Origin of the sequence: Polaribacter sp. HL-MS24 (assembly GCF_032758595.1) — a bacterium.
Taxonomy (GTDB): Bacteria; Bacteroidota; Bacteroidia; order Flavobacteriales; family Flavobacteriaceae; genus Polaribacter.
This window is the reverse complement of the sequence record NZ_CP136415.1, coordinates 2241968-2259778: the sequence shown is the minus strand read 5'-3', so window position 1 is coordinate 2259778 and position 17811 is coordinate 2241968. Positions and strand designations below refer to the sequence as shown.

At 34.4% G+C, this 17811-nt stretch carries 16 protein-coding genes, 1 tRNA gene and 1 other RNA gene; 8 read left to right on the top strand and 10 right to left on the bottom strand.

Translation table 11 applies throughout. The annotated features are described in order from the left end of the window. The first annotated feature begins 84 nt into the window (after positions 1 to 84). From ftcD to RRF69_RS10690, 3 genes are read left to right on the top strand one after another with little or no spacing between them, the layout of a single operon-like run. Positions 85 to 801 carry a glutamate formimidoyltransferase gene (gene ftcD, locus RRF69_RS10700; RefSeq protein WP_316939770.1) on the top strand — a complete coding sequence of 239 codons (717 nt, stop codon included), beginning with the start codon at positions 85 to 87 and terminating at the stop codon, positions 799 to 801. 5 nt (positions 802 to 806) lie between these two features. Next, a complete protein-coding gene (locus RRF69_RS10695) occupies positions 807 to 1769 on the top strand; it encodes a cyclodeaminase/cyclohydrolase family protein (protein ID WP_316941142.1) in 963 nt (320 codons plus the stop codon). A 2-nt stretch (positions 1770 to 1771) separates the two neighbouring features. Continuing rightward, the gene (locus RRF69_RS10690) at positions 1772 to 2239 is read left to right on the top strand and encodes a GNAT family N-acetyltransferase (protein ID WP_316939769.1); all 468 of its coding nucleotides are present in this window, start codon (positions 1772 to 1774) and stop codon (positions 2237 to 2239) included. Here the strand turns inward: RRF69_RS10690 and aroQ are convergent. Together aroQ and RRF69_RS10680 are read right to left on the bottom strand one after the other, a co-directional pair. Then, positions 2234 to 2647, bottom strand: coding sequence for a type II 3-dehydroquinate dehydratase (gene aroQ, locus RRF69_RS10685; protein ID WP_316939768.1), 414 nt, complete (start codon positions 2645 to 2647; stop codon positions 2234 to 2236). The two genes, RRF69_RS10690 and aroQ, sit on opposite strands and share 6 nt — an antisense overlap. A gap of 78 nt (positions 2648 to 2725) precedes the next feature. Then, entirely contained in the window at positions 2726 to 3346 is a 621-nt protein-coding gene (locus RRF69_RS10680; RefSeq protein WP_316939767.1) for a porin family protein, read from the bottom strand. Between the two features lie 290 nt (positions 3347 to 3636). Between RRF69_RS10680 and xerD the strand changes: the two genes are divergently transcribed. Next, entirely contained in the window at positions 3637 to 4533 is an 897-nt protein-coding gene (gene xerD / locus RRF69_RS10675; protein ID WP_316939766.1) for a site-specific tyrosine recombinase XerD, read from the top strand. A gap of 47 nt (positions 4534 to 4580) precedes the next feature. Here xerD and rny read toward each other — a convergent pair whose 3' ends face one another. The 4 genes from rny to RRF69_RS10655 form a co-directional block, all read right to left on the bottom strand. After that, positions 4581 to 6149: a ribonuclease Y gene (rny, locus tag RRF69_RS10670; RefSeq protein ID WP_316939765.1), complete on the bottom strand. Its 1569-nt coding sequence runs from the start codon at positions 6147 to 6149 to the stop codon at positions 4581 to 4583. A 47-nt stretch (positions 6150 to 6196) separates the two neighbouring features. After that, positions 6197 to 6304: non-coding RNA, 6S RNA (gene ssrS, locus RRF69_RS10665), on the bottom strand. A gap of 54 nt (positions 6305 to 6358) precedes the next feature. Continuing rightward, a complete protein-coding gene (locus RRF69_RS10660) occupies positions 6359 to 6649 on the bottom strand; it encodes a cell division protein ZapA (protein WP_316939764.1) in 291 nt (96 codons plus the stop codon). A gap of 12 nt (positions 6650 to 6661) precedes the next feature. Further along, on the bottom strand, positions 6662 to 6952 hold the full coding sequence (locus tag RRF69_RS10655) for a hypothetical protein (protein ID WP_316939763.1): 291 nt from the start codon (positions 6950 to 6952) through the stop codon (positions 6662 to 6664). 149 nt (positions 6953 to 7101) lie between these two features. Between RRF69_RS10655 and RRF69_RS10650 the strand changes: the two genes are divergently transcribed. Both RRF69_RS10650 and RRF69_RS10645 read left to right on the top strand, forming a co-directional pair. After that, positions 7102 to 8793 carry a M23 family metallopeptidase gene (locus tag RRF69_RS10650; RefSeq protein WP_316939762.1) on the top strand — a complete coding sequence of 564 codons (1692 nt, stop codon included), beginning with the start codon at positions 7102 to 7104 and terminating at the stop codon, positions 8791 to 8793. A gap of 22 nt (positions 8794 to 8815) precedes the next feature. Beyond that, positions 8816 to 11263, top strand: a complete 2448-nt coding sequence (locus RRF69_RS10645) for a carboxypeptidase-like regulatory domain-containing protein (RefSeq protein ID WP_410479457.1) — start codon at positions 8816 to 8818, stop codon at positions 11261 to 11263. Between the two features lie 47 nt (positions 11264 to 11310). Here RRF69_RS10645 and bcp read toward each other — a convergent pair whose 3' ends face one another. Next, on the bottom strand, positions 11311 to 11763 hold the full coding sequence (gene bcp / locus RRF69_RS10640) for a thioredoxin-dependent thiol peroxidase (protein WP_316939761.1): 453 nt from the start codon (positions 11761 to 11763) through the stop codon (positions 11311 to 11313). Between the two features lie 184 nt (positions 11764 to 11947). Here bcp and RRF69_RS10635 point away from each other — a divergent pair, with 184 nt between their 5' ends. After that, on the top strand, positions 11948 to 12613 hold the full coding sequence (locus RRF69_RS10635) for an endonuclease III (protein ID WP_316939760.1): 666 nt from the start codon (positions 11948 to 11950) through the stop codon (positions 12611 to 12613). A 261-nt stretch (positions 12614 to 12874) separates the two neighbouring features. Here RRF69_RS10635 and RRF69_RS10630 read toward each other — a convergent pair whose 3' ends face one another. Beyond that, complete coding sequence (locus RRF69_RS10630; protein WP_316941140.1) at positions 12875 to 13459, bottom strand: RNA polymerase sigma factor; 585 nt, start codon at positions 13457 to 13459, stop codon at positions 12875 to 12877. A 218-nt stretch (positions 13460 to 13677) separates the two neighbouring features. Here RRF69_RS10630 and uvrA point away from each other — a divergent pair, with 218 nt between their 5' ends. Beyond that, positions 13678 to 16470: an excinuclease ABC subunit UvrA gene (gene uvrA, locus RRF69_RS10625; RefSeq protein WP_316939759.1), complete on the top strand. Its 2793-nt coding sequence runs from the start codon at positions 13678 to 13680 to the stop codon at positions 16468 to 16470. A gap of 445 nt (positions 16471 to 16915) precedes the next feature. On the opposite strand, the gene RRF69_RS10620 is transcribed toward uvrA, so the two are convergent. Then, positions 16916 to 16991 (bottom strand) — tRNA-His (locus RRF69_RS10620). 54 nt (positions 16992 to 17045) lie between these two features. Then, on the bottom strand, positions 17046 to 17762 hold the full coding sequence (gene bshB1 / locus RRF69_RS10615; protein WP_316939758.1) for a bacillithiol biosynthesis deacetylase BshB1: 717 nt from the start codon (positions 17760 to 17762) through the stop codon (positions 17046 to 17048). Positions 17763 to 17811 lie beyond the last annotated feature (49 nt).

Here is a 17811-nt window from a genome sequence, read left to right as displayed (position 1 = left end):
CGTAATTATCGACTGCAATAATTATGAATTCGTATTTATATATCGCAAAATCCTGTTATTTTTACAATTTATAAAACAACAATCATGAAAAATCAGCTTATAGAATGTGTGCCAAATATTAGTGAAGGTCGCGATTTGAAGAAAATCAACGCCATTGCAAATAGTGTTACAACAGTAGAAGGAGTGAAGTTATTGGATGTTGATCCTGGAAAAGCAACCAATAGAACAGTCATTACCTTTGTAGGGGAGCCTAAAAAGGTCATTGAAGCTGCTTTTCGATTAATTCAAAAAGCTGCAGAATTGATTGATATGAGCCAACAGACTGGTGAGCATCCTCGATTTGGTGCTACGGATGTATGTCCTTTGGTACCGATTGCCAATATTTCTATGGAAGAGACTGCAGAATATGCACGTCTTTTAGGTAAAAGAGTGGGTGAAGAATTAGGTATTTCTGGATATTTTTATGAAAATGCAGCAACTAAAGAAGATCGAAAAAATTTAGCAACAGTTCGTTCGGGAGAATATGAAGGTTTGAAAGAAAAAGTTGCCAATCCCAATTGGACCCCTGATTTTGGTCCTTTGACATACAATCCTCAAATTGAAAAATCTGGAGTCACTGCAATCTCTGCAAGAGATTTTCTAATTGCCTATAATGTCAATTTGAATTCAACCTCTACCCGGAGAGCCAATGCCATCGCTTTTGACATTCGAGAAAATGGACGTACTAAAATGGTCAACGGAAAACCTGTGTTGGATGCTAATGGAAATCCTGAGCGAATTCCAGGAGACTTAAAGCGGTAAAAGGAATTGGTTGGTTTATTGAAGAATATGGAATTGCTCAAATATCCTACAACCTAACCAATATAAGTATTACCTCCATGCATGAAGCGTTTTATGAAACCTGCTTAGCAGCAACCAAGCGCGGTTTAAGGGTTACTGGATCTGAATTGGTGGGTCTTGTCCCTTTACAAGCCATGCTAGATGCTGCGGACTTTTATTTGAAAAAGCAACAACGATCTTTAGGGATTTCTGAAAAAGAAAAAATAAATATCGCTGTAAAATCTTTAGGCCTCGACGATTTAAAACCATTTCATCCACAAGAAAGGATTATTGAATATGTAATGAATAGTGATCGTAGCAAGAAATTAATCGATTTAACTGTTAGCGATTTTGCAGAAGAAACAGCATCGGAATCCATGGCACCTTATGGTGGAAGTATTGCTGCCTATGTGGGTGCTTTGGGAGTCTCTTTAGGAACGATGGTTGCAAATCTTTCTGCAAACAAACCTTATTGGGACGATCAATGGGAGTATTTTTCTGATTGGGCACAAAAGGGGCAAAAATATAAAGATGACCTCTTGTTTTTAGTCGACGAAGACACCAATGCTTTTCATCAAATTATTCACGGGTTTCGAATGCCGAAAAGCAATGCTGAGGAAATTGAACTACGAACAAATGCCATCGAAACGGCTACGAAATATGCTACTGAAATTCCGTTCAAAGTAATGGAAACCGCTTTCAATTCAATTGAAGTAATGATTGAAATGATGAAAAAGGGACTACAGAATTCACTTTCAGACGGTGGCGTTGGTGTTTTATGTGCAAAAGCTGCCGTTACTGGTGCATATTTTAATGTTAGAATCAACGCAAAAGAGATTAAGGACCGTGAATTTGCAACAGATATACTCTCAAAAGCAGCGAATATCTACCAACACACCCTCTCATTAGAACTCGAAATGATGAAGATCATTAATGATAAAATTGCATAACCGTGCGGATTTCAACAATTGATATCATCCCTTTTGAAGCACAATATGCAGATCGGTTTTACGAGTTAAATGTGGCATGGTTAGAAGATTTTTTTTATGTAGAACCTTATGATGAAAAGGTTTTAAGTAATCCTGAAGAGAACATTCTTCTAAATGGAGGGTTTATCTTTTTTGCAAAAACAGATTCCCTCATTGTAGGAACTGTTGCGCTAATCAATCAGGGAAATTTTTTCGAACTGAGTAAAATGGCGGTTATGCCAGACTATCAAGGAAAAAAAATAGGACTTCTCCTGATGAAGTATTGCATCCAATTTGCAAGAGCACAACAATGGAAGAGCATTACGCTCTATTCTCACAAAAAGTTGGTTCCGGCAATTCAATTGTATCGAAAAGTGGGATTTCAGGAAATTCCATTAGAGGAGAAATCTCACTACAAACGCTCAGATATAAAGATGCGCCTGAATTTATAAAAAACTTTCGATGGCTAAATTGTAACTTTTGAGTCCAAAACCAAAAATAACTCCTTTTGCGTTGGGAGCAATAAAACTTTTGTGGCGAAATTCTTCTCTAGCATGTACGTTGGAAATATGAACTTCTACCACGGGGGTTTCAATTCCTTTTATGGCATCCCCTATCCCCACTGAAGTATGTGTATAAGCACCTGCGTTTAAAATGATTCCCTCATAGTCAAACCCTACTTCATGCAATTTGTCAATAAGTTCTCCCTCAATATTCGATTGGAAATACTGCAATTCTAATTGTGAATAGGTTCCTTTTAAAAGCTGAAAGTAATCTTCAAAAGTTTGGGTTCCATATATTTCTGGCTCTCTTTTGCCTAGCAAATTTAAATTGGGCCCATTTATAATTAATATCTTCATGCCGTAAAAATACAACTATTTTAAAATAAAAAAAGGAAGCATTTGTTGCTTCCTTATTATTAATTCTATTTTTACAAATTAGAATCTATATCCAACAGAAAATGAGAATACTGAATTTTGGATTTTAATATTTTCATTTTCATCATCTTCAAGATCTTCATTAATATTTAACAACCCAAGGTTGTATCTTGCACCAATCAATATGTTTTTAGTAATATCAATGGATGCTCCAAAATTTAGTCCAAAATCAATAGATTTCAAATATTCTTTGATATTAATATCATAAGATAGTATCTCTCCGTTATTTGTTTCAGTGCCATTAGCATTTGCAGAAAGTAGAAAACCAAGTTGTGGTCCAAATTCAAGTGCAAATTTGTCCAAAAGAGCATATTTAACCATGAATGGAAAATTTAAATAATTCAATTTAATTGTCTCTTCAGAACTATATGTTCCATATGATTCTTTATAACTAGCTCCCTGACCAGAAAACAATATCTCAGGTTGAAAAATAAATTTGCTTGATAAATTAATTTCTGCAAATCCTCCAAAATTAAGACCTGTTTTAAAATCTGAATTTTCTATATCTCCACTAACATTTGAAAAATTTATCCCTGCCTTAACTCCAAGTTTTACATCTTGCGCGCTTAAACTACCCAATCCTAACATTGTCATTACAACAATACATACTACTTTTTTCATAACTTTTGAATTTTTAATTTATATGGAAGTCTTTTATGACTTTAGAGCAAAGTAAATACTAATTTTAAAAAAATACTTGCATCAATAAATAAGTGTTATAATTTGGGTATAAGTGTAATTTATTTCAGAATAAGTGAGAAAAAATGCAGCGTAAGAATTTCATTTTCATAGGTAAGAGGATACTTCTATAGCATCAATTTTGACTTTTGGAATATATCTCAATTTATTTCAGATTCACCAATAAGAAATGATTATGAATTAGAATCGTTTTATTTTGTAGATTTACAAGTATGAAATGGGAACATGCAATTCGGGATTTTCAGCTTTTTTTAAAGATCGAAAGAGGGTTATCGACAAATACTATTTCGGGGTATTCAATCGATCTACAGAAACTTATAAGATTCCTTGAGCATAACGAAATCTTCGTCGCTCCTACAGCTATTGAAGAGCATACAATTCAGCATTTCATCTATGAAACTGCCAAAGAAGTAAACCCTAGAACTCAGGCTAGAATTATTTCAGGATTGCGAAGTTTTTTTGATTATATGATTTTTGAAGGCTACAGAACCCTCAATCCTACCGATTTCATTGAAACGCCTAAGCTGGGTTTAAAACTTCCAGATACATTATCTCAAGAAGAGATTGACACATTAATTGGCGCTATCGATTTAAGCCACCCACAAGGAGAACGAAATAAAACTATTATTGAAACTATCTATAGTTGTGGATTGAGGGTTAGCGAATTGATCTCCTTAAAAATATCAGATCTTTTTTTTGAAGAAGGATTTATTAGAGTTATTGGGAAAGGAGATAAACAACGTTTCGTTCCAATTCATTCTTCGACTCAAAAATTGATTCGCTCCTATCTAACAAATTATAGAAATCAGCTACAGCCTAACAAAAAATTTGAGGATATCTTATTTTTAAATAGAAGAGGAAACGGATTGAGCAGACAAATGATTTATGTGTTTTTAAAAAAATTAGCAGAAAAAATTCAACTTCAAAAGAAAATTAGCCCTCATACCCTCCGGCATTCTTTTGCTACTCATTTGTTAAAAGGGGGTGCCGATTTAAGAATCATACAACAAATGCTAGGACATGAAAGTATTACCACTACAGAAATCTATGTGCATTTGGACAAAAGTTATCTACAAAAAGTTGTAGAGACTTTTCATCCTCGAAAATAAAAAATCCTGCTATAAGCAGGATTTTAAAAACATTTTATTCGTCTGAATTACTTTGCAACATTCACGGCTCTGGTTTCTCGAATAACCGTCACTTTTACTTGTCCAGGATAGGTCATGTCATTTTGAATCTTTTGAGAAATACTGAAGGATAACTCTGACGCTTTGGTATCACTTACCTTTGTACTTTCTACCATCACACGCAACTCACGTCCAGCTTGAATCGCATAGGCTTTTTGAACTCCTGTAAAGCCAAATGCAATTTCTTCTAAATCTTTTAATCGTTGGATATAAGAATCCAATACTTGTCTTCTAGCTCCTAGTCTTGCTCCTGAAATCGCATCACATACTTGAACAATAGGAGAAATCAAACTCTTCATTTCAATTTCATCATGGTGAGCTCCAATCGCATTGCATACATCTGGCTTTTCACCATATTTCTCTGCCCATTGCATTCCTAACAAAGCGTGTGGAAGTTCACTCTCAGCGTCAGGTACTTTTCCTATATCGTGCAAAAGACCTGCTCGTTTGGCTACTTTAGCATTCAACCCCATTTCCGAAGCCATAATTCCACAAAGGTTAGCAACTTCTCTCGAGTGTTGTAATAAGTTTTGTCCGTATGAAGAGCGATATTTCATTCGTCCTACTGCCTTAATCAATTCTGGATGCAAACCATGAATTCCTAAATCAATTACGGTTCTTTTCCCTACTTCTATAATTTCTTGAGTAATTTGTTTTTCTGTTTTACTAACGACTTCTTCAATTCTAGCTGGGTGAATTCTTCCGTCTGTTACAAGTTTGTGCAAAGATAAACGAGCAACTTCTCTTCGAATTGGGTCAAAACAGGATAAGATAATCGCATCTGGAGTATCATCAACAATAATTTCTACACCAGTGGCTGCCTCTATTGCTCTAATGTTTCTTCCTTCTCTACCAATGATTCTTCCTTTCACATCATCGGACTCTAAATTAAATACAGAAACACAATTTTCTACCGCCTGCTCTACTCCAACTCGTTGGATCGTTCCGAGCACTACTTTGCGAGCTTCTTGTTCTGCTGTCAATTTTGATTCTTCAATAGTGGTTTGAATAAATGCCATGGCATCTGCTTTCGCTTCGTCTTTTAGCGAAGTAAGTAATTCCTTTTTAGCTTCCTCTGCAGACAAGCCCGAAATCTGCTCTAACATGTCTACATGACGCTTATGCATCTTCGCTACATCACTTTCTTTTTTGTCTAGTAGATCCAATTTGAAATCGTAATCTTGTTCTTTTTGTTCTAAAGAACGATTCAATTTTTTGTTTTTATCTACTTCTGAAGCTACTTGAGATTCTCTATCACGAATTCTTTTTTCAACATCAGAAATTTTCTTTTCACGTGCTAAAATTACCTTTTCATGTTCCGATTTCAGTTCAATAAATTTTTCCTTGGCTTGTAATATTTTTTCTTTTTTTAATGCCTCTGCATCAATTTGAGCTACTTTCAAAATGGTAGCAGCCTCTTTCCTTCTACTATTTAAGATTTTCTTTCCTTTGGCTTTTTCTACTAATTTAGCAATTATAAAACCTAGTACTATTCCTATTAAAGTACCCACTGCGATGGGTAATGTCATTTCTTGCATAATTTAAATTTAGTGTATAAAAAAGCCTACATTAGACGGGTTTATATAAACTCCATTATGGTACTTATAGGACTCACTAGCTGATCAAGGATCCATTCTAAGATGGCTTGCTTTAACAACTAAGACTTATCCTTCATAATAGATTCGTGTTGAGTTTATCAAACAAATTACTAACGTAGGCAGTATGTTATTATTATCTTTTACAGAACTTATTCTAAATGACTATTCACCAATTGGGTAAGGGCACTTATTTTCTCTAATACTTCAGTATCTGTTGATGATTCTTTCAATTGGGAAATTTCTAATTTGGAAGCAAATTGCAATGCACACATTGCTAAAACATCTTGTTTGTCGCTAACTGCATAGTTTTGCTCATAATTCGAAATCAACGTATTAATTGCTAGTGCTGCTTTGCGCATCCCTTGCTCCTCTTGTGTCGTATTTACACTTAAAGGATATGTTCTTCCTGCAATTACAATGTTAATTTTCAAATTTCCCACAATTTAATGAACTTACTCATTCAACTGAATAATACATTTATCGATTTCTCGAATTAAAGTATTTATTTTAAGCTTTGTATCTCTTGTATTCTCTTTACTGCCTTCAATAGTTTTTGCAATTTTAAGAAGATGGTACTCGTTTTGTTGTGCTTCTATTATTTTTTGCTGCTCTAAAAGTTTTTGTTGAGATATGCTTGCATTTTGAAGCAATATTTCGTTTTCACTTTTTAAAAATTCATAATTGGAAAGTAAATTTTTTAATTTAACTTCCAGTGTATGAATTGCTTCTATTGGTATACTCATTTTAACTTCTAGAAAAAACTATTCTAACAAAGTTAATATTCTTTTTTCATTATACAAGGTTTTATTGAGTTTTTAGTTTTCAATTGAATCTCAATAACATTCCCTCTGGTCACAAAATTTACTATTTTAGCTAAAATTTTACTAATTGAATGAAGTATATTTTAAGTTTACTCCTTTGTAGCTCGGTATTAAGTTATAGTCAACAAAAATTTCCCGCAGATTATTTTAGAAGTCCATTGGATATTCCATTAGTTCTTGCGGGTACTTTTGGTGAATTGCGAAGCAATCATTTTCACTCGGGCATCGACATCAAAACAAATGGAAAAGAAGGCCTTAAAATTTATGCTGCCGCTGATGGATACGTTTCACGTATTAAAATATCTCAATACGGTTTCGGTAAAGCTCTCTATATTACCCACCCTAACGGGTATACCACAGTTTATGCTCATTTAAAAAAATTTACACCCGAGATTGAAACCTTTGTGAAAACTATTCAATACAAAAAGAAAAAATATGCTACTGGAAACATCTATCTTAAAGAGGACAAATTCCCTGTGAAAAAAGGGAGTATCGTTGCCTATTCGGGAGATACTGGAGGGTCTAGTGCTCCTCACTTACATTACGAAATCAGAAATTCTCGAACCGAAAAAGTAATCAACCCCATGCTTTTTGGGCTTCTTCCTAGAGATACAATCAGACCTGTTTTTCGTGCTGTACATGTATATACTCTAGAAAGTGATTCCAGAATTGACAACAACAATCTCAATGTTTCTTTACCCTTAAAAAATGATCGCAAAGGAAACTACACAACCAATAGAGTGTTAGCAAATGGAACTATTGGTATTGGGGTTGATGTGTTTGATCGTTTGAACAAAGCATCGAATAAAAATGGAATATTCAGTTTAGAGATGTTGGTCAATGAGCAAAGGGTATATTACCACGACCTAACTACTTTTTCTTTTTCAGAAAGTAAGCTTATTAACCTGTTGATTGACTATCCGTATTATAAAACCTATAAACGTAGAATTCAAAAAACACACCGAGTACCCAGAAATACTTTGTCCATTTATAAAGACTTAAAAAACGATGGGAAACTTACTATCACAGAAGGCTTCAACTATACAGTAAAAATTATAGCTAAAGATATCAAGGGCAATACCAGCACTTTAAAAATCCCTATCAAAGGAGTTCCAAGTAATGCAATCTTTGCAAAAACTAAAGATACCACCGCCTATAAAATTGTTGCATCAAAATTTCAAAAATTCACTTTTGAAGATGTGTCGGTTGCTTTTCCTAAAAACACCTTTTATGAAGATTGTTATTTGGACTTAAAAAAGGAAAATGGGGTTGCCAAAATTCATAATCCATCCATTCCATTAGACAAGAGTTATACCTTAACCTTTAATGTATCTAACTATTCAGAAGCTGAAAAAGAACAATTGTATATAGCCAATGTAAATAATGAAAAATATCCCAATTATCAATTGACTCGGAAAAAGGACACGACGTTTTTTACCACAACCAAAACTTTAGGGAATTTTAAATTACTTTTCGATACCGAAATACCCCAAATCACCCCATTATATTTGAATGAAGGGCAGTGGATTTCGAATGCTACAACATTACAAGTAAAAATTTCAGATGCTGAATCGGGGATTCATAGTTATGAAGCAACCTTAGATGGAGAATGGATTTTAATGGAATACAATCATAAAAAAGGAATTTTGACCTATGATTTTAATGACAAAAAACTAGTGGGTTCAAAGCATATTTTTAAACTTGAAGTTTTAGACAATGTTTTTAATACGAATACCCTAACAAGAACGTTTTATAGAAAATAGCGAAACATAATAGAGATCAAACGTGAATAAAATACTTTTCTTATTCTTTTTTATGCCCGCAGTATTGTTGGCACAGAAAACAACCATACTAAAAGGGGTTGTAAAAAACACGAAACAAGAGCCTATTGAAGGAGTCAACGTTCAATTCAATACATCAGGAACTACAACAGATGAAAATGGAAATTATTCTCTTCGGGTTCCTTTGGATAAAAAAGTCACAATCGTATACAGTCATATTGCTCATTATTCTATTTCAAAGGTTTTTACTACCATCAATAAAAATATCATTCGATATTCACCCATTTTAACTGCTAAAACTGAAGAATTAAAAGAAATCACTATCAAAAACAACAAACAAAATGCAGCAGGAATTACAAAGATTGATGTTTTAAAAGCGAAAAATATTGTTGGTCCTAATGCAGGTGTCGAAAATGTTTTAATGACTTTACCGGGTGTAAACAACAATAATGAATTGAGTACCCAATACAATGTAAGAGGTGGTAATTTTGATGAAAATTTGGTGTATGTAAACGGAATTGAAATTTACAGACCTTTTTTGATTCGTTCTGGACAACAAGAAGGATTGAGTTTTATCAATTCAAATATGATTCAGAATATCAATTTTTCAGCGGGAGGATTTCAAGCGAAATATGGCGATAAATTATCTTCTGTTTTAGACATCACCTACAGACAAGCTAAGGAATTTTCGACAACTATAGATGCTAGTATTTTGGGAGGAAGCATCACTCTAGAGGCACAATTGCTCAACAAGAAACTCAGCAGCATCACAGGAATTCGATATCGAGATAACAGTCTTTTTGTGAATAGCAAACAAATTGAAACCAACTTTAGACCCAGATTTTCCGACATTCAATCCTTTCTTTCCTATAAAGCTTCTGAGGTACTGACACTTCACTTTCTAGGAAATTTTTCTTTAAATTATTATAGCTATACCCCAATCTCTCGAAGAACTCGTTTTGGAACCCTAAATAATCCGAGAGAATTGATTGTTTTTTATGAGGGTCAAGAAAAAGATAAATACCAGACCCTTTTTGGGGCACTATCGGCAAACTATCAAATATCGAAAGAGCTCGATATAATTGCAACAGCTACTAGCTACAACACCCAAGAAGAAGAATATTTTGACATTTCAGCCACTTACAATTTGGGTGAAGTAGATGCCAATATTGATTCTGAGAATTTTGGAAATGTTGAATTTTCTAAGGGAATTGGGTCACAACTCAATCATGCCAGAAATGATATGGATGCATTAATTCGTAATTTCCAACTCAAAGGAACCTATCAAAAAGAACAATTAGAAGTCTCCGCTGGGGTAAAATACCAGCACGAAGATGTTAAAGATCGTATTCGCGAATGGGAAATGATTGATTCTTTAGGTTTTTCTATTCGTCCCCCTTTTACAGCAGGAAATAACCAACCTTATGTTCCTTTTGAGGGGCCTTTGACTCCTTTTCAAAATATTAGAGCTGACAATTCTGTCCAAATAAATCGCATTTCAGGATTTGTACAGATCAATCAAAAACATTTTTGGAATGATACCGAAATCTGGTACAGTGCAGGTGTTCGTGCTCAACACTGGACTGTTGCTGGTAACGGAGTTTCCTCAAAAAGTCAATTCATTTTTAGCCCAAGAGGACAGTTTGCTATCAAACCCAACTGGAAACAAGACATGTTATTTCGGATTTCAGGAGGATGGTTTTCACAACCCCCTTCTTATAGAGAATTGAAAGATTATGATGGAAAAATCAATGTCAATGTCAAAGCTCAAAAATCCATCCATTTTGTAACGGGTATGGACTACAGTTTTGACTTATGGGAACGCCCTTTTAAGCTCACCTCAGAAATTTATTATAAAGATTTAAGCGATGTCAATGCTTATTCGATTGACAATGTCAGAATCCGATATAGAGCAGATAACAAAACTACTGCCTATGCAACAGGAATCGATCTTCGATTAAATGGAGAATTCATTGCAGGAAGTGAAAGCTGGGTCAGCTTGGGATATTTGAAGACCAAGGAAAATATCGACCAGCAAGGTGAAATTTCTCGTCCCTCTGATCAACGCATAAAATTTGGTATTCTGTTTCAAGATTATGTCCCCAATTTACCTGATTTAAAAGCCTATCTGAATCTCGTTTACAATACTGGTGTTCCTGGAGGTTCCCCTTCCTATTCAAATCCCTACAACTTTCAAAATCGTTTGCGTGATTATAAGAGAGCTGATTTAGGAGTTTCTTTTGTATTTGTTGGAGAGAAAAAACAATTCAGCTCAGGGTTTCGATCTCATTTTAAAGAACTTACAGCAGGTTTGGAGCTTTTCAATATGTTTGATATCCAGAATGCCATTACCAATACTTGGGTTCGAGATGTCTATTCAAAATCTCAATTTGGGATTCCAAATTTTATGACTGGAAGAGTTTTGAATTTTAAAATCGGGATGAAGTTTTAAACCCATGTAGCGTCAATACACATCGACGCTATCTGTAGCTTCTTCTTTTACCCTAAAATCTGTTCTGCATGCGCTTTGGTTTTTACTTTTGAAATGATATCTTCTATGATTCCCTGTTCATCAATAACAAAGGTCGTTCTATGAATTCCGTCGTACTCTTTACCCATAAATTTTTTAGGTCCCCAAATACCAAAGGCATTGATAACTGTTTTGTCTTCATCTGCTAATAACGGAAAAGGCAATTGATGCTTGTCTATCCAATTTTGTTGACGTTTTGCCGAATCTGCACTGGCTCCTAAAATAGCATAGCCTTTGGCTAAAAAAGCATCGTAATGATCTCTTAAGTCACAGGCTTCAGCGGTACATCCAGGGGTACTTGCTTTGGGATAAAAAAATAAAACTAATTTTTTACCTGAAAAATCAGACAATTGAATCGTATTTCCTTTTTCGTCTTTTGAATTGAAATTTGGAGCAGGGTCACCTATTTTTAATGTAGTCATGTTTTTTTGGGTATATGATTAAAAGTTGAAAGTTATAAAGTAAATCCTGGATTCAAAAACTTTTTAGAATAAAAAACAGCCTATTTTACACCTTTCTCATTTGTATTCTGAAAAAACACGGTTTGTTAGTCTTTTTTACTATTCAACTTTTTAACTTTACACCTTGAACTCTTTAAACAAAAGCATGACCAAATCCGAAAAAGTACAATTTGTCATTGAGCAATTGGAGGCACTCTATCCAGAAATTCCTATTCCTTTAGACCATAAAGACCCCTATACACTTCTCATTGCAGTATTATTGTCAGCACAGTGTACTGACGTTCGGGTCAACCAAATTACCCCATTGTTGTTTGCCAGAGCAGACAATCCCTTCGATATGATCAAAATGTCAGTCGAGGAAATTAAAGAAATCATTCGACCTTGTGGCTTATCACCCATGAAATCAAAAGGAATTCATGGATTGTCGAAAATTTTGATTGAAAAATATCAGGGCGAGGTTCCTCAATCTTTTGAAGGTTTGGAAGAATTGCCTGCAGTAGGACATAAGACAGCGAGTGTCGTCATGAGCCAAGCATTTGGAGTTCCAGCTTTTCCCGTAGATACCCATATTCACAGACTGCTCTATCGATGGAATTTAACCAATGGAAAGAATGTTAGTCAGACAGAAAAAGATGCTAAAAGATTGTTCCCAGAAGCACTGTGGAATGATTTGCATTTACAAATAATCTGGTACGGTCGAGAATATTCTCCTGCAAGAGGTTGGGATTTGGATAAGGATATCATCACCAAAACAATAGGTAGAAAAACGGTGTTAGAGGAGTACTATAAAAAACATAGCTTCCAAAAGTGATTTTTTAAGAAAAGTCCTTAAGCTTAAAAAAGCTCCAACTTAGGTTGGAGCTTTTCCACTCTTAATTCAAATTCAACTCAATGTAATCCTCTGATTTGGTTTTTACAAAAGCGAAAGACTTTGAAAAATTAATCAGAAATTGAACTGTTTCTTCTGTGGGTTGCATCTGAAAATCAGATGACTTTTTGGAGTAGATTTTCATCATATACGTTATGAATTAACTGGTTATAAATCAATAACGTATCAATTCCTTCTTTAGTATTAATTTACCAAAATAATATTGTGTTTCTCAATCAATTTTCTCAAATTCATCAATGCATACCGCATTCTTCCCAAGGCAGTATTGATGCTTACACCCGTGTTTTCGCTAATTTCTTTAAAACTCATGTCTTTATACATTCGCATTATCAGCACTTCTTTTTGCTCGGGTACTAACTCTTCCACAAGATCCCTGACATCTGAATATATTTGCTCTTGGATCATATTCTTCTCTGCATTTAATGCCCCATCTCTAATCACTGAAAAAATATCAAATTCGTCAGTATTTTTAAAGGCAGGCATTCGGTTTGTTTTTCTGAAATGATCAATCACAAGGTTGTGAGAAATCCGCATAACCCAAGGCAAAAACTTTCCTTCTTCGTTATAGGTCCCTTTTTTGAGGGTACGAATAACCTTTATAAAAGTATCTTGAAAAATATCTTCAGTAAGATCTCGGTTCAATACTTTGCTATAAATAAAACTATACAAACGTTGTTTGTGTCTGTAAATTAAAACCTCTAAAGAAGCTTCGTTTCCTTGAATAAATTCACGGACTAAGGTACTATCTGGAATTGAATTTTTACGCATCATAAAATTACTTTTTAAAAAGCAGAGAGCTTTTCATTCTTATTAATTGATAATAGTTTAAAAGTAATTTTTTTTATATAGGCGTTTCTTTTTTGAAGATTAACAATTCAAATATCTTCATTATTATTTAATTTCACAACTATTTTAACAAATTTCATTTTAATTCATTTAGTTTAGACTTTGAAAAGTGGTATTTTTACAGTTATATTTTTGAATACATGAAAGCAGATATTTCCACCGTAAATCCCAAGAAAAACATCATTATCAAAGGGGCTAGACTCCATAATTTAAAAAATATTGATGTGGTGATTCCTCGAAATAAACTGGTGGTTATTACAGGATTATCTGGTTCTGGGAAATCTTCATTGGCTTTTGACACCTTATATGCTGAAGGGCAAAGACGGTATGTAGAAAGTTTGAGTTCGTATGCACGTCAATTTTTAGGAAAACTACACAAACCAAAAGTTGATTATATCAAAGGAATTGCACCAGCGATTGCGATAGAGCAAAAGGTGAATTCTACAAATCCGCGTTCTACTGTAGGGACATCTACCGAAATTTACGACTATATTAAATTGTTATTCGCTAGAATTGGAACCACCTACTCTCCTATTTCTGGAAATGAAGTTAAAAAGGATAGCGTTTCTGATGTGGTGAATTTTGTGAAAAAGTTCGAAGAAAAAACAAAACTTCTCTTATTAGCACCCATTATCATAGATAAAAATAGAGATTTAAAAACCCTATTACAAGTATTAGAGCAACAGGGCTATGCACGTTTAAAATGGAAGGATACTATTTTTAGAATTGGTGATTTCCCAATCGAAGAATACAAAAATGAAGACTTATTTTTGGTGGTCGATCGAATCATTACCAAAGATGATGAAGACTTTTACAACCGAATAGCAGATGCAATACAAACTGCTTTTTTTGAAGGAAAAGGAATTTGTTATATCGAAAACATAGAAAAGGCTGTGACTACAGAGTTTAGTAATAAATTCGATTTGGATGGGATGTCTTTTTTAGAGCCCAATACTCATTTATTCAGCTTTAACAATCCTTATGGCGCCTGCCCTACCTGTGAAGGATATGGAAATGTCGTTGGAATCGATAATGACCTAGTGATTCCAAACACAGGATTGTCTATCTATGATGACGCAATTTTTCCTTTTAAAACCCCTTCATCTATTCACTACAAAGAACAATTGATCAGTGTCGCTTTCAAATTTGATATTCCCATTCATAAACCATGGTTTGAATTGACAGCAGCACAACAAGCATTGGTTTGGAATGGAAATAAAAGTTTTCATGGAATCCATCACTTTTTTACTGCTTTAGAAGCAAAGAGTTATAAAATTCAAAATAGAGTAATGCTTTCTCGTTACCGCGGAAAAACAAAATGTACTGCCTGTGAAGGAAAGCGATTGCGACAAGAAACAGAGTATATCAAAATAGATGGGAAAACCATTTCAGATTTGGTTTCGCTTCCTTTGGATGAATTGGCTGACTTTTTTCAACAGATTGAACTCAACGATCATCAAGAAAAAATTGCAAAACGCTTGTTGATCGAAATTAAAAATCGCTTGCAATTTTTGAATAATGTAGGCTTAAATTATTTGACCATCAACAGAACATCAAATACCCTTTCGGGAGGTGAAAGTCAGCGAATTAATTTAGCAACCTCTCTAGGAAGCTCATTAGTAGGCTCCATGTATATTTTGGACGAACCAAGTATTGGACTGCATCCCAAAGATACCGAGCGGTTGATTGGAGTCTTAAAAGACTTGCGCGACCTCGGAAATACTGTAGTGGTCGTAGAACATGATGAAGACATCATGAAAGCCTCGGATTATATCATCGATATTGGTCCGGAGGCTGGTACTTTTGGAGGGCATGTAGTTGCTGAAGGAAGCTATCAAGATATTTTAAAGTCGGATTCATTGACCGCGAAATATCTCAATGAAGAATTGAAAATTGAAATTCCATCCAAAAGAAGACCCCTTAAAAATGTTCTTAAAATAGTTGGGGCTAGAGAACACAACCTCAAAAATATTGATGTGACAATTCCTTTAAATTGCCTGAGTGTCATTACGGGAGTCTCCGGATCTGGAAAAAGTACCTTAGTCAAAAACATCTTGTACCCTTTCCTTCAAAAAAAATTGACCGGCTATGGAAATAAAATAGGACAACACACCTCTGTTACTGGCGATTTTGACAGCTTAAAGAATGTTGAATTCATCGATCAAAACCCAATTGGACGTTCATCAAGATCCAACCCAGTTACCTATATCAAGGCCTATGACGATATTCGCGCCTTATTTTCAAATTCAAAATTATCAAAAATCAGAAACTACAAGCCAAAGCATTTTTCTTTTAATGTTGAAGGTGGTCGTTGTGAAGTCTGTAAGGGAGAAGGAGAAGTCACCATTGAAATGCAATTTATGGCAGATGTACATCTAGAATGTGATGTATGTTCTGGCAAACGATTTAAAAAAGAGGTTTTAGAGGTAAAAATAGATGGAAAAAATATTGATGACATCCTTAATTTGACCATTGATGATGCTGTTGATTTTTTTACTGAAAATGGAGAAAAGAAAATCTCTCAAAAACTAAAACCACTGCAAGACGTAGGGTTAGGATATGTGCAATTGGGACAGTCTTCTTCTACCCTATCTGGTGGAGAAGCCCAACGTATCAAATTAGCTTCCTTCCTAGTAAAAGGAACTACCAAGGACAAAACCTTTTTTATTTTTGATGAACCCACTACTGGATTGCATTTTCATGATATTAAAAAATTATTAGCCTCTTTTGAAGCTTTGATTGAACGTGGACATTCTATTTTAGTAATAGAACACAATATAGAGCTTATCAAATGTGCTGACTATATTATCGATTTGGGTTTGGAAGGTGGAAAAAATGGAGGAAATCTAATTTTTGAAGGAACACCTGAAAAATTAGCAATGAATAAAAAATCCCATACTGCTAAATATTTAGCAGAAAAGTTGATTTTTTAAAGAATTCAGCTTGAACAAAACCAATAGGAGTATTAATATTTATAATAATGCTTGTCTATAAAAAAGTGTCGTTTATCGATAAATGATGTGTTTTTAACGAAAAAAATAAGTAAAAACCATTTTAAAAATTAAATTGTTTTTTTTTAAACTCTTTAATTTTATCAATAAAAATGCCTAATACAAACAAAGATTCTCGATTCAGTATCATTTTAGGGCAATGCGGCAAAATCGTATTACTAACAATCATAGTGGTACTATTGGGCTGTATTCTATGGGATGCATTGAAGAATGCCTAGTGCCTTAGAGTGATGTGATCCGACTTCTATTGAAGACTTCCTTGGTTTTTAAAACCTTTGATATTCAGGTAAACTAGCACACAGTTTTTAAATTTCTAAAATAATAGCAACAAAAAAATCCTTCTCATCAATGAGAAGGATTTAATTTTGGGTGGAAGACGGGACTCGAACCCGCGACACTCGGTACCACAAACCGATACTCTAACCAACTGAGCTACAACCACCATATAATTTCGGGTGCAAATATAATCGTTTTTTCTATTCAAAGAAAAGAAAAATTTAAATTAATTTACTTAAATTTTGAACTGCAAGGTAACGTTCTGTGGTAAAGCCCTCTGCATATTCTACACCAATCAACCTCCCCAGATCTCTCGCTCTATAATTGATACTCTCTATAAAGTTTTTACTAGTTATAGGGGTTTCTGGTTCCTCACTACTAGGATCGTAAAACTGAGACGAGTAGGCCAAAACTGCTTTTGTTTTCGTTTCAATAAAACCACTCACATCCACTACAAAATCGGGAGTGATAGAATTCCATTGAATATAATGATATACCTGCTTTGGACGCCATTTTTCTTGCAACTCTCCAGCTACTTCAGTCACAATTTTCTCCAATCCACTTAAAAAACAAGCCTCTGAAACCAATTTACTTCCTTTTGGATGATCGATGTGGCGGTCATCTATGGCGTTGCAAAGTACAATCTCTGGCTTGTATTTTCGAATCATTTGCAATACAGCCATTTGATGCTCTTTGTCGTTGACAAAAAAGCCATCAGCAAAATTCAAGTTTTCACGGACACTAACTCCTAATATTTTGGCAGCATTAGTAGCTTCAATAGAGCGTAACTCTGCAGTACCTCGAGTACCTAACTCACCGCGAGTCAAATCGACTATACCTACTTTTTTTCCCAAAGAAATTTCTTTGGATAGGGTTGCTCCACAGCCTAACTCTACATCATCAGGATGTGCACCAAATGCTAATATATCTAATTTCATGATATTTTTTTTCTGTAATTATGATTGATTCAATTGTTCGTTTCTGACT

What these genes read in the sequence shown, in the direction of transcription:
- xerD (WP_316939766.1), top strand. Translation starts at nt 3,637, where the DNA reads ATGAAATGGGAACATGCAATTCGGGATTTTCAGCTTTTTTTAAAGATC.
- bcp (WP_316939761.1), bottom strand. Translation starts at nt 11,763, where the DNA reads ATGACTACATTAAAAATAGGTGACCCTGCTCCAAATTTCAATTCAAAA.
- RRF69_RS10630 (WP_316941140.1), bottom strand. Translation starts at nt 13,459, where the DNA reads ATGCGTAAAAATTCAATTCCAGATAGTACCTTAGTCCGTGAATTTATT.
- aroQ (WP_316939768.1), bottom strand. Translation starts at nt 2,647, where the DNA reads ATGAAGATATTAATTATAAATGGGCCCAATTTAAATTTGCTAGGCAAA.
- rny (WP_316939765.1), bottom strand. Translation starts at nt 6,149, where the DNA reads ATGCAAGAAATGACATTACCCATCGCAGTGGGTACTTTAATAGGAATA.
- RRF69_RS10680 (WP_316939767.1), bottom strand. Translation starts at nt 3,346, where the DNA reads ATGAAAAAAGTAGTATGTATTGTTGTAATGACAATGTTAGGATTGGGT.
- ftcD (WP_316939770.1), top strand. Translation starts at nt 85, where the DNA reads ATGAAAAATCAGCTTATAGAATGTGTGCCAAATATTAGTGAAGGTCGC.
- RRF69_RS10650 (WP_316939762.1), top strand. Translation starts at nt 7,102, where the DNA reads ATGAAGTATATTTTAAGTTTACTCCTTTGTAGCTCGGTATTAAGTTAT.
- RRF69_RS10635 (WP_316939760.1), top strand. Translation starts at nt 11,948, where the DNA reads ATGACCAAATCCGAAAAAGTACAATTTGTCATTGAGCAATTGGAGGCA.
- RRF69_RS10655 (WP_316939763.1), bottom strand. Translation starts at nt 6,952, where the DNA reads ATGAGTATACCAATAGAAGCAATTCATACACTGGAAGTTAAATTAAAA.
- uvrA (WP_316939759.1), top strand. Translation starts at nt 13,678, where the DNA reads ATGAAAGCAGATATTTCCACCGTAAATCCCAAGAAAAACATCATTATC.
- bshB1 (WP_316939758.1), bottom strand. Translation starts at nt 17,762, where the DNA reads ATGAAATTAGATATATTAGCATTTGGTGCACATCCTGATGATGTAGAG.